A 12,430-nucleotide genomic window follows, 5' to 3' on the forward strand; every position below is an offset into this window, starting at 1 on the left:
TTTTTGTTTTAAGGCAAGCATATTTAGCGTAGTTCTTCCCTTGTATGTGGTATTGGATCAAATATTTGTTGTGCAGTCAAATTCAACTGTGGGAATGTTGGCGATATTATCCGGTCATTACCACGAAATTGATTAACTTGATATTCATCTTCGATTAGTTGATAAACTGAAATAGTGGGTTGTTTGGGATTACCGATAAACTTCTTAGCCCCTAATGCTGCATAGTCAGCAATCCAATATTCAGGAATGCCCATTTGTTCATAGTCGGCAAGTTTCAGATAGTAATCATCGCGCCAGTTAGTACTGACAACTTCAATTACTAAAGGAATTGATGCACCATTAATAATAGTAGAAGATTTTTCCCAAAGAGGTTCATCAGCTAAAGCCGCGTCATTTAATATCAATACGTCTGGGAAATAACCTGATTCTCTTTCTGGTGGTTTTACGATTGCTTGATTGGGGATAAAGTAGGGGAGTTTTAATCTTCTAAATTCTAAGGTTAATTCAGCAGCCAAAAATCCTTTTAGTCTTTCATGTTTACCTGTGGGTTGTGACATTTCGACAATTTCCCCATTGTGCAGTTCGTAGCGTACCCCAGCATTTTCTGGATACCAGGCGATAAATTCATCAAAGGTGACTATTTTTGGTAAGGCTTGGGTCATAACAATTAAGGTTATTCATGAATTAGGATGCTGAACTAACAGTTAAAATGCCAATTTATCAAACTTGTAACTCAGAAATTTTCAAAGTTTCTTTAATTATAGGCAGAATGTTTAAAACGAATTTATTACGCGCTAAAGACAACACGAAACCCGATATGGCTGTCGTAATAGTCCGGGGAGTAGAAATCGCGGACAGCACTAATGATTCAGGTTTTCTGGTTTATAGTTCCCAAAGTTAATATGCAATAAGTCTCTTCTAGAGTTTTTAAACACAGAGGAACACAGAGTCAGCGCAGAGTAATGCAAAGTCTTTCTCTCTGCGCCTTTGCGCTTCTGCGTGAGACAATCCCCTCATCTACACTACAGCAGAAAACACTACTCGAAATCCACATATCCTCAACCCACCGTCTGACTCATTCCAGCTGCGGCTGGCGCTACGACAGAGTTCTGCACCAAAACTCCAAGAACCACCACGTAGTACCCGACGGTGAACATCACCACCAACTTCCCACGCGCTGCCATCTGAGGGTGCGCCATTATAATTGTTATGCCAAGCGTCAGCGCACCATTCCCAAACTAACCCGTGCATATCGTATAAGCCAAAGGCGTTTGCAACCTCGAAACTACCCACATTTGTAGTTTCTTTGCGGTATTTAGTATCGCTACTACTACAGCTTACTAAGTCTGGAGTAATCGTTTCGCCAAAGTGGAATGATGTCTTGGTTCCAGCGCGACAAGCATATTCCCATTCGGCTTCGCTGGGTAAACGATACTCACGTCCGGTTTTTTCTGACAGCCTGAGACAAAATTCTACAGCTTCATGCCAAGATACATTTTCTACTGGGCGATTTGGGTTTCTGTATTTAGATGGGTTGGGATTTAAAGATTGTTTGACTTTAGGTAAACCAGCTACAACTCTCCACTGTGCTTGAGTTACGGGAAATTTACCCATGAAAAAAGGTTCAACGGTAACTTTGTGTTGGGGGCGTTCGTCAGCATCTCCTTCAAAATCTGGCGAACCCATCATAAATGTACCGCCAGGAATCGACACCATTTCTATTATTATATTTTTACTTAATTCTTCTGCAAAGAATTTATTAGTACCGCGATCGCGGCTAACTTCTCTACCAGCTGTATCTACTGTTACCACATCAAATTCAAAAGTTTCTAAGGGTGGTAATGGTATCCTAAAATTTTGTTGTGTTGTTGATTGTGGTACAGGCGTTAATATTAGTTGAGAAATTGCTAAAATTTCTGCTTCTAAATCCGATGTGGTTGTAGACTTCAAGTCATCTAAAACTTCTACTGCTGATTGATATCGATCATTTGGTAGATGTTTGAGTAACTTATCAAGAATTTTCCCTAAACCGTCGCTAATAGTAATACCATTTTCCTGCAAACGCTCTGGCCATAACCACTTAGCGTTCATCGCGTCGTAAAGATTATCTTCAATTTGTCCATCAGTATTTTGTAAGGGTAAACATCGTGTTAAAAGACGCACACAAGTTACACCTAAAGCGTATAAATCACTCGCATGACAAGCAAATCCAGCCATTTGTTCTGTTGGTGCATAACCAATTGTATAAATTACTGTAGCTTGTCTGGCTAAACTCGTTTGTGTGACTTGTTTAGCACCACCAAAGTCAATTAATACAGGTTTGCCATCACTATCGCGGCGGATAATATTTTCTGGTTTGATATCTCGATGAATAACGTTACGAGAATGAATAAAGTGCAAAACTGGCAATAAATCAGCTAAAAGTTGCCGAATTTGTTCTTCGCTAAATGGTTTTTGTTGAACTTCTTGTAAAAGAGTTTTACCTTGAATAAATTCTTGCACAAGATACAAGCTTGAACCTTGTTCAAAGTAAGCTAGTAATCTAGGAATTTGGGTATGATTTTCTCCGAGTTCATACAAGCGGAATGCTTCTTCTTTAAAGAATTCGGCTGCTTTAGTGCGTTGTCCGGTTCCTTGAACTTGGGGGAAAAATTGCTTGATGACGCAAGGCGCATCTAGCCTGTCTACATCTTCTGCGGCATAAGTTCTACTAAATCCGCCTTCACCTAATAGCCTTAACACACGATAGCGGTTTCTGAGAAGTTTGCCGAAGTTGCTTTGTCCGCAACTTATGCAAAATCTATTGCCGTCAGAATTGAATGGATTTGAGCAATTGGGATTTTGGCAGATTTGCATAATGATGGGGAAGTAGCATCTTGTCCAAAGTTAGCCCCAATATTATCAAATTGAAAACAGAGATATAAACAAATAAATATAGACATCCTTCATCTGTGGACATTGCTGTGTCAGGGAATACAGACGAAGAGATTTTATTTATTGATTGATACCTGTTTATAACTTTTTAAATATGAGTATATATAAAGAAGTAATTTCCTTACAAAAAATAATAAGATTAAGCAATTGGGTTTGTCAAGAGTGTTATTGTAGTGTTCGTAGAAACATTCATAAGTGTAGTATAATAATATTTCATTTATCTAGTTATTTTATACTAAGAATAAGTATAGTAATGTAGGGTGGGCGTTGTCACCCTACTTAATCAATTAAAATGAATCGAAAATCACAAGTATTTAATATATTTTAAAGTTTTAAACTAAGTTCATTTAAATCCGAGCCTTAACTATAAAATTTAGTGAAACTTTTAAGTTTATTCTCCGGATACGCGAATCAATTCTGCGACAAAGGCAACGATCGCAGATACTAAAATTAAAATAACGCTGAGAGCATTAATATCAGGTTTGACTCCTGTTCTGATGCGGCTAAAAATCTCCATTGGTAGGGTGTTAAAACCACTACCAGCCGTGAAACTAGCAATGAGAAAGTCGTCTAAGCTCAGAACGAAGGCTAGCAAGCAGCCAGCGACAATAGCAGGCATTAACTGTGGTAATAATACTTTGATGAAGGCTTGTACTGGGGTTGCTCCTAAATCTAAGGCTGCTTCTTCTAGGTGCGGATTTAAGTGGGTGAGTCGTGAAGAAACCACAAGTCCGACGTAGGCAAGACAAAATACTACATGAGCTGCAACAATTGTCCATAAACTCAAGGGTATGGCAAATGCTGCTAAAAAAACTAGAGTAGCTACTGCGATCGCAATATCAGGAATAATCAACGGTAGGTAAGAAATGCCGAGATATAATTTCTTTCCCGGAAACCGATAACGCGCTAACCCCACAGCCATAAGTGTTCCTAGCACTGCTGAAACACCGACTGCACAAAAGGCGACTATCAAACTGTTATTTAAAGCCGATACAATTCGCTCATCGCTGAACAATTGGCGATACCAATCAAGGGTAAATCCTTGCCATGTTGCACTGTAAGGAGACTGGTTGAAGCTATAAAAGGCAAGTACCACTATAGGCAGGTACATAAACCCAAATATAATTAGTGAGAAAACCGCCTGCCAAACGACACGCGGTTTTCTGTGAGAAGTAGAAATATTCACAGTTAAATTTAAAAATAGGCTTGACGATTGAAAATATCATATTTAACCCTATAAGTCAACGAAGAGGCAGGGAGCAGGGTGCAGGGTGCAGGGGGCAGGGTGCAGGGAGCAGGGGGCAGGGAGAAGGGAGCAGAGGGCAGGGAGTAGGGGGAAAGAACTATGAATAACTTGTCCCCTTCCAGTCCCCAATCTCCAGTCCCCAATCCCTAATCCCCAATCCCCAGTCCCCAATCCCCAATCCCCAATCCCCAATCCCCAGTCCCCAATCCTCACTCAAGAATCCTGAGACACATTAAAACAACGGTGATGTGATCGCTTTATGATGCGGTAAGTACCGTCTAGCCTTGAACAGATCATGACGCAAACAGTCTCAATCAACGATAATCAGAGGTTGCAACTTGCACCTTTAAAAGTACCATCCCGTCTGCTACTGGGGCCAGGGCCTTCTAATGCTCATCCTGCTGTACTCCAGGCGATGAATACTTCACCACTGGGGCATCTCGACCCAGATTTTCTCGCAATTATGGACGAGATTCAATCGCTGTTGCGCTATGTATGGCAGACAGAAAACCCCTTAACCATCGCAGTCAGTGGTACGGGAACAGCCGCAATGGAAGCAACCATTGCTAATGTTACAGAACCCGGTGATGTGGTTTTGGTTGGTGTAGCTGGATACTTTGGCAATCGTCTTGTTGATATGGCTGGACGATATGGTGCAGATGTGCGGAGTATTACAAAACCTTGGGGACAAGTTTTTAGTCTAGATGAACTCCGCACCGCCATAGAAACCCATCGTCCGGCAATTTTGGCTCTAGTTCATGCTGAAACCTCGACTGGCGCACGTCAACCTTTGGAAGGCGTTGCTGATTTATGTCGTGAATTTGGCACTCTGCTACTGGTGGATACAGTCACAAGCCTTGGCGGTGTCCCCATATTTTTAGATGCTTGGGGAGTTGACCTCGCTTACAGCTGTAGCCAAAAAGGGTTGGGTTGTCCTCCCGGTGCTTCACCGTTTACCATGAGTCCACGTGCAGTTGAGAAATTGCAACAACGCCGGAGTAAGGTTGCTAACTGGTATTTGGATATGAACTTGCTGGGCAAATATTGGGGTAATGAACGCACCTATCATCATACAGCCCCAATTAATATGTACTATGCCCTACGGGAAGCACTGCGTTTAATTGCAGAAGAAGGGTTAGCAAATTGCTGGCAGCGTCACCAAAAGAATGTAGAGTATCTCTGGGATGGGTTGGAGGATTTAGGACTAGCTATGCACGTTGAGCGAGAGTTTCGTTTACCAACTCTTACCACTGTCCGCATTCCCGAAGGAGTTGATGGTAAAGCAATTGCACGGCAGTTACTCAATGAACATAACATTGAAATTGGCGGTGGACTGGGCGAATTAGCTGGCCAGGTTTGGCGCGTTGGACTCATGGGCTTTAATAGCCGTAAAGAAAGTGTAGACCAACTCTTAGCAGCATTACAGCAGGTATTACCTAAGTAGATTATCCCAGGCGATCGCAATATACAGCCTTTTTCAGGTAAATGAAGTACACAGGTAGGGGCACAACATTGTTGTGCCCTTATGATTGATATCACGTCCGGTAAATTACTTACGATATGTCATTGCGATCGCCCCTGGCGTTCCCGTTCGCGTAGCGTCTCCGACAGGAGAAGGGTACGCAACGAAGTGAAGTGAAGCAATCGCAAGGGTGTTGGGATTGCTTCGCTTCGCTCGCAATGACAAGTTTTCAAGCAGACATGATATGACGACAATCTGCTGTATAAAAATGAGTCTTTAATACTCGTGAATGAGCCTTTGAACTCCGTTAATGAGTCTTTAATACTCGTGAACGAGTCTTTGAACTCCGTGAATGAGTCTTTGATACTCGTGAACGAGCCTTTGAACTCCGTTAATGAGTCTTTAATACTCGTGAACGAGCCTTTGAACTCCGTTAATGAGTCTTTGAACTCCGTTAATGAGTCTTTGATACTCGTGAACGAGCCTCTGAACTCCGTTAATGAGTCTTTAATACTCGTGAATGAGCCTCTGAACTCCGTTAATGAGCCTCCGAACTCGATTTTGTAACTTTAACGTATTACGCTAACTGTCATTCTGCCCAGAACTGAAGTTCAAAGGCTGATAGTTCAAGTTCACTCAAGGGGACAAGGGAATAAGGAGACAAGGGAACAAGGGGATAGGGAGACAAGAGAAGTACATTTACTGCCGAATCACCCAGACAGAAGGGTTGTTAATCATACTCACCATTCCTCCAAGGACTCGGTTATAAAGTCCATACAATTCTCGACCTTGCTCCAAATCTAAATAGTTACATTTAACTGCAAACTTGAGCCAGACTTGAGTTTCTGCCGCCTCTGCTTCACAATCATTCAGTTTAGCGACAAAGGCTGCCTCATATCTTCGCTTGCGCCAAGCTACCCTTCGGGAACGCTGCGCGAACAGCGAAATTAGCACACACGGAGCGAGATGAGCGGCGAATTTGATCAGTTAAGGAATATCGTTCCTCAACAGGAAATTTTTTCGAGGTTTCAAAGATTTCCATCGCTGCGGAGAACGCCAGTTGATAAACCTCTAAATCTTCATGAGTTTTGATAGATTCTTTTCCCATCCCCTTGTCCCCTTGTCCCCTTGTCCCCTGCTCCCTCAATTTGCCCCTTAAGCATCTGCGATTCGCCCAGATAAGGAAGCGACGACAAATAAGAGTTGATCTGGCTCAACGGGTTTGGAGATGTGCTTTTGGAAACCTGCGCTTAAAGCCTCTCTTCGTTCCTCAGGTCTGGCATAGGCTGTCAGCGCTGCGGCGGGAATTTGTCCTCCTTGCTCGGCACTTAGCGCCCTGACTTGACGAATTAGCATATAACCGTCTTCTCCCGGCATCCCAATATCAGACAAGAGTACATCGTACCAGCCAGGGTTTGCCAGCAGTGTTGATAGAGCCGCGCTTGCTGATCCAACTGCCGTCACTTCAACTCCACGCGCTTCCAGCACTGTTACGAATAACAGACGTATATCTGCTTCGTCATCTACAACAAGTACCCGCAAACCTTCCAGTGATGGAATGTTTTCAACTGGCACTTTTGGTGTATCTGTTGAAACAACTGGCTCCACAACTTCCGGCACAGCATTCTCTGGCAGGTTAGTTGGCAGCGGTAGCTTGACGGTAAAAGTTGCTCCTTGTCCTTCACCTAAGCTGTGGGCATCAATTGTGCCGCCGTGGAGTTCTACCAAATGACGAACAATAGAAAGGCCTAATCCCATCCCCGGATTTGATCGCCTTTTGCTGCCATCAGCCTGACGGAAGCGATCAAAAATATAAGGGAGAAACTCAGGCTTGATGCCGCAACCTGTATCGCTAACTTGAATTTGAGCTTGGAAATCAAGGTACTCTAGTGTGATTTCAATTCTTTCCCCGATTGGGGTGAATTTAATCGAGTTAGAAAGTAAATTCCAAACGACCTGCTGTAAGCGAGACGGATCACCTAATATATTTCTGGTGTCAGGATCTAGCCTAGTTTCAATTTGAATGTTTTTTGCTGCTGCTGAGAGATGGACAACCTCGATCGCAGCCTCAATTACCGGAACCAGCTCAATCAACTCCGCGTCCATCCGCAGCCTACCTGAAGTAATGCGTGAGATGTCTAAGAGATCCCCAATGAGCTGGGCTTGAATCTTGGCGCTACGTTCAATGGCTTCCAGCGCTTGATTCCTTGTATCTGCATTCAGCTTTCGCGTCCGCAACAACTGCGACCACCCCAGCATAGAATTGAGTGGGTTCCGCAATTCATGCGAGAGAACAGATAAGAACTCATCTTTGGCGCGGTTGGCTGTCTCAGCCGCAGAGCGAGCTAACTGCTCTTGAACTAGTAGTTGAGTGCGTTCTACCTCTAACTGATGCCGCCGCGTGATGTCTTCAATCACCAAAAGAATCATCGACGTATCTTCTATCTCAGGCATTCTCCGGGCATTAAGCCGCATGATTTTGTGCCCGATTTGCTCGAAGGTATGCTCAACTTCTAGATCCTGAAACGGAGCCATACTGGGGAGAACTTCTTCTAGGAGCGATCGCAACTGGGGAATATTCCACTGACCATTGCCAATTTCAAAGATCAGGCGTTGTTCTGTTTCTGTTGGCAGAACCTGGAATGTCTCGTAAAAAGATCGATTGGCACTAATCACCCGCAAGTTTAGATCCAGCACTACTAGGGATTCCCGCACAGTATCCACTATTGCTTCAGCATAATTCTTAGATTGTCTGAGCTGCTCTGCGCTGCGTTTGAGGTTGTTGATGTCAACCAACACCACTACAGCACCTTCAATTTTGTGATCTACTGTCCGATAGGGCCGGATTCTCAGGTCATACCAATGACCATCCTGGCCTTGAACTTCTTGAGCTTTAAAGTTGAGGGTGGCAATCACCTCTAAAATCTGTTGCTCTAAGTCGGGGAGATTTAAGTTGTGCTTGATATCACTCAATGGTCGCCCTACATCCGTCGGAATCAAGTTGAAAATTATCCCCGCAGCCGGAGTAAAGCGCCTGATCTGCAAGTCAGCCCCTAACATGAGAATCGGAATGTTGATATTGCTGAGTAGATTCTGTAAATCGTTGGTGACTTGAGTCGATTCGATATTCCGCCGTTGCAGTTCCTCGTTAATTGTGTTCAGTTCTTCATTGGTTGCCTGAATTTCTTCTTTGGCGGTTTCCAGTTCCTCATTGGTACTTTGCAACTCTTCGTTGCTAGACAAAATCTCCTCGTTAGCAGCTCTAAGGTCTTGATTAGTGGCTTGCTGCTCCTCAATAATCGATTGCAGATATTCTTTAGTGGTTGCGAGTTCTTGTCTGAGTTGGATAATTTCTTGCTCATAAGGCGTTTGTTTCCGCCTCAACTTGAAGCTGCGATTGCCTTCTCCTGTCGGAGACGCTGTGCCAACGGCAGTGCGCTCCGCGGAATCGCTTTCTACCTCTAATACAGGAGTTGTTGACTGGGGTATATCCGCAAATAGCACCAAAAAGTAGCTTTCTCCGGCTGCGGACTGTTTGAACGGAATCACATCAATCCTAACCTGCCTGACGCGATCATCCTCTGTGACCTGCAAGCCTGACTTTCTCACTGGCTTATCTTGCTGTTTTGCCTGGTGGATTGCGGTACGTAGCTCTAGCCGCAACTCTGCTTTTGCCATTTTTAGCAAGTTAAGGCTTGCCCTTCCAGGTGCAGGTTGCAGATAGGCACTAGTCTGTCCTCGAAATTGCAGAATCTCCAAATCATTGTTGATAATTACACCGACCGGGGCATATTGATTTAAGACGATCTGGTCAGCAACTTTATGGATTTCCATGTCGTTCCAAGCATTCTCGCTTTCTGTTGGCTGAAGATCCATCTTTCCTAAGGAATAGTTGCTCGCAACCAAATCCATGCCAAGCCGAGTAGGTACCAGTTTTCTGGAATAAATTTTGGACTTTCTGTCCACCAAAGTAAACAAATCCGTAAACTCACCCACCGTCTCCGAGCTACCTAACATCAAAAAGCCTGTTGAATTGAGACCATAGTGGAAGATCGGCAGGAGTTTCTTCTGTACAGGGTTTCCCAAGTAAATCAGCACGTTTCGACAAGTAATCAGATCCAGCTTGGAAAATGGTGGATCGCTGATCAGATTTTGTCTGGCAAAAACACACAGTTCGCGCACTGGCTTGCTGATCTGGTAACCGCCCTCTACAGAGACAAAGAAGCGCTGTAGACGTTCTGGAGAGACATTTGCTAAATCGCTCGGCTTGTAGATACCCAGCCTTGCTTTGTTGATCATTGTTTCATTGACGTCTGAGGCAAAAAGCTGGATGGGCGTATTGATTATTTGGTCTGTCAAAAACTCCAGCAAGCAAATGGCAATTGAGTAGGCTTCCTCACCCGTTGAACATCCCGCTACCCAGATGCGGATGGGCGAATCTGGTGTTCGATCCTTGGCAATGATTGGAAATACTTTGTTCTTTAAGGCTTCAAAACTTTCGGGATCGCGGAAAAACTCAGTGACATTGATCAGCACATCCTGATACAAAGCATTTATTTCTGTAGGGTGTTCCTGAAGATACCGGGCATAGTCTTCTAAATTGTCGAGTTTGTACAAAACCATCCGCCGCAGTATCCGCCGCTTGAGAGTGGTCTGTTTGTATTGGTTAAAGTCAACTCCTGTGGCAGCCCGCAGCAGACTGAATATTTTTAACAGAACATCGCCGCTTTCAGGCAGCACCTCAGACGATTTTACTGGGAGCGGGCAGCTGAGGTAGGGATGATTGCTAATGTTTGCCAACTCCTGTGCGATCGCTTCCGGCGGCAGGATAAAGTCTACATTACCAGAGGCCACGGCGGTGTTGGGCATACTATTAACTTTTGCTGTGTCCTCACACTGGGCAAAGGTAATGCCGCCAGCTGCCTTAATTGATTCTAATCCCCGTGCGCCATCGCCATCGCCCCCTGACAACACAACTGCGATCGCTTTGTTTCCCCGTTCTTCTGCTAACGAACAAAAGAAACTATCAACTGTCATATTGATCCCACGAATTTTATCGCGTGGCGACAGTTTCAGCACTCCCTTACAAATGGTCATCTTGGCATTCGGCGGAATCACATACACATGATTCGGTTCCACGGAGATTCCATCCTGCACTTCAATCACAGGCATCTCGGTTGCCCTAGAAAGAATCTCACTCAACAAACTCTTTTGATGAGGGGCTAAGTGCTGAATCAGCACAAATGCCATGCCAGTATCCGTTGGCAAATTGCTCAGTAATTGTGTGAACGCCTCTAATCCACCCGCAGAGGCTCCCATGCCCACAATTGGAAATAATTTATTTTCATTATCCTGCTGTTTCTCCTCTTGATTAGATATTTCAGATGGAGTGGAACTAGATTGAGATTTCCTGGAAGGTCGCCTAGATGTCATGAAGTCCAAAAAATAAGAGTTAAGAATATTCAGTTTTTAGCTCTCGAAATAGTTACAAAACTATACACATTGTGCCGTTTTGTAATTTTAATTATTGAAATCTTAAATTAAGATAACGTTTTATCTATCTTAGCTTTAATATCTAAGCTTAGTATTTATTTTGAAGTAAATATTCTTAGTAAGAATTAATATAGAAATCCTATTTGATTTTTGAATAAATTCCGTACACTTCCAGTTTTCCTTCCCTGTCCCCCAATCCCCAATCCCAATATTTCAGTTAAACATAGATGTAGGTTGGGTTGAAGAACGAAACCCAACACCAAACATTAATTGTTTGGTTTCGCTCTGCTCTACCCAACCTAACTAATTTTAAGGTTTTTAACTCCAACTAAACCGTATTGGTCTAGACCTATGAGTGTTTTGAAATGAGATTATCCAATGAGCCTATTTTTTGTTCTTATGGCTTTGCTTTCCGGCTTTAGAATGTTGCTCTGATGTGCCACCTTGGGTACCCTTACCCTTTCCTTCATTATGTTCTTCATCGTCATCATTATTGCTGCTACCCCTCTTGGAGTTCTTGCCACCCTTGCTACCAATTTCAGCCATGTGTTCTCTATCTTGGCTTACAGTTTCGCCGCCCTTACGTCCAGCTTCCCGTGCTTCTTCAGAAGTGAATTCGTGAGCAGTGCCCTTTTCATGAGCTGCATGTCCGCCCTTGCTACCAATCTCAGCCATATGTTCTCTATCTCGGCTCACAGTTTCGCCGCCCTTACGTCCAGCTTCCCGTGCTTCTTCAGAAGTAAATTCGTGAGCAGTGCCCTTTTCATGAGCTGCTTGTCCACCCTTGCTAGCTATTTCGCGCTGCTTATCTTGATCCATAGAAGCAAAGCCGCGTTTGCTTGTATCTGACATTTTATAACTCCTTTTAACTAACTCAAGTCTTTGCTTTGTTTTGCGAGTTAAAACCTTTTTTGGTTTCTTATTTCAAGCAATCCATGTATAAGTTAGCTAGCTAATACAGTTGTATTCATGTGCCCATAGGGTGAATGATTAAACACTTAGCCTTAACTACAGATATATACTGAATAGTAGAAGCAGTAAAATAATAGTTTGGATAAGAATTTCTTGAATTAGATAAATAAATTTTACAAATATTTATTATTGAACAAAAGCAAGTTTTCTATTGTAGAGTCTGCTTGAGTTTATAAAATGAAAGCATTTATTCTTTTGCTCAAATTTATTAGAGGATATGATATCAAGCCCGTCTAATTACTCATAAAAACTCTCTACGTCCCCACGTACCCGCGTCTTCTCGTTTCCTCGTCAATCTTAATAATCAGCCTTCCACCGGAAAT

5 protein-coding genes and 2 pseudogenes are annotated in these 12,430 nt (G+C 43.3%); 1 reads left to right on the forward strand and 6 read right to left on the reverse strand.

Annotated elements, in window-relative coordinates; translation table 11 throughout:
• Positions 1-23: 23 nt before the first annotated feature.
• The 3 genes from AC5JL8_RS04910 to AC5JL8_RS04920 all read right to left on the reverse strand — a co-directional run bounded on the left by AC5JL8_RS04910 (position 24) and on the right by AC5JL8_RS04920 (position 4,120).
• Positions 24-662: a Uma2 family endonuclease gene (locus AC5JL8_RS04910; protein WP_495878658.1), complete on the reverse strand. Its 639-nt coding sequence runs from the start codon at positions 660-662 to the stop codon at positions 24-26.
• Positions 663-1,017: 355 nt separating this feature from the next.
• Complete coding sequence (locus AC5JL8_RS04915) at positions 1,018-2,856, reverse strand: bifunctional serine/threonine-protein kinase/formylglycine-generating enzyme family protein (RefSeq protein WP_495878659.1); 1,839 nt, start codon at positions 2,854-2,856, stop codon at positions 1,018-1,020.
• 469 nt (positions 2,857-3,325) lie between these two features.
• Positions 3,326-4,120 (reverse strand): ABC transporter permease, encoded by a 795-nt coding sequence (locus tag AC5JL8_RS04920; RefSeq protein WP_495878660.1) that lies wholly within the window; start codon positions 4,118-4,120, stop codon positions 3,326-3,328.
• 355 nt (positions 4,121-4,475) lie between these two features.
• On the opposite strand from AC5JL8_RS04920, the gene AC5JL8_RS04925 reads away from it, so the two are divergent.
• Positions 4,476-5,624 carry an alanine--glyoxylate aminotransferase family protein gene (locus tag AC5JL8_RS04925; RefSeq protein WP_495878661.1) on the forward strand — a complete coding sequence of 383 codons (1,149 nt, stop codon included), beginning with the start codon at positions 4,476-4,478 and terminating at the stop codon, positions 5,622-5,624.
• A 717-nt stretch (positions 5,625-6,341) separates the two neighbouring features.
• Here the strand turns inward: AC5JL8_RS04925 and AC5JL8_RS04930 are convergent.
• The 3 genes and pseudogenes from AC5JL8_RS04930 to AC5JL8_RS04940 all read right to left on the reverse strand — a co-directional run.
• Positions 6,342-6,750, reverse strand: a pseudogene (locus AC5JL8_RS04930) (four helix bundle protein).
• A gap of 47 nt (positions 6,751-6,797) precedes the next feature.
• Positions 6,798-11,075 carry a chemotaxis protein CheB gene (locus tag AC5JL8_RS04935; RefSeq protein WP_495878662.1) on the reverse strand — a complete coding sequence of 1,426 codons (4,278 nt, stop codon included), beginning with the start codon at positions 11,073-11,075 and terminating at the stop codon, positions 6,798-6,800.
• Between the two features lie 735 nt (positions 11,076-11,810).
• Positions 11,811-11,987 (reverse strand): annotated as a pseudogene (locus AC5JL8_RS04940) (KGG domain-containing protein); the annotation flags it as partial.
• Positions 11,988-12,430 lie beyond the last annotated feature (443 nt).

The organism is Mojavia sp., from assembly GCF_059505145.1.

Coding starts and splice junctions, on each gene's coding strand:
- AC5JL8_RS04910 (WP_495878658.1), bottom strand. CDS start 662: ATGACCCAAGCCTTACCAAAAATAGTCACCTTTGATGAATTTATCGCC.
- AC5JL8_RS04935 (WP_495878662.1), bottom strand. CDS start 11,075: ATGACATCTAGGCGACCTTCCAGGAAATCTCAATCTAGTTCCACTCCA.
- AC5JL8_RS04915 (WP_495878659.1), bottom strand. CDS start 2,856: ATGCAAATCTGCCAAAATCCCAATTGCTCAAATCCATTCAATTCTGAC.
- AC5JL8_RS04925 (WP_495878661.1), top strand. CDS start 4,476: ATGACGCAAACAGTCTCAATCAACGATAATCAGAGGTTGCAACTTGCA.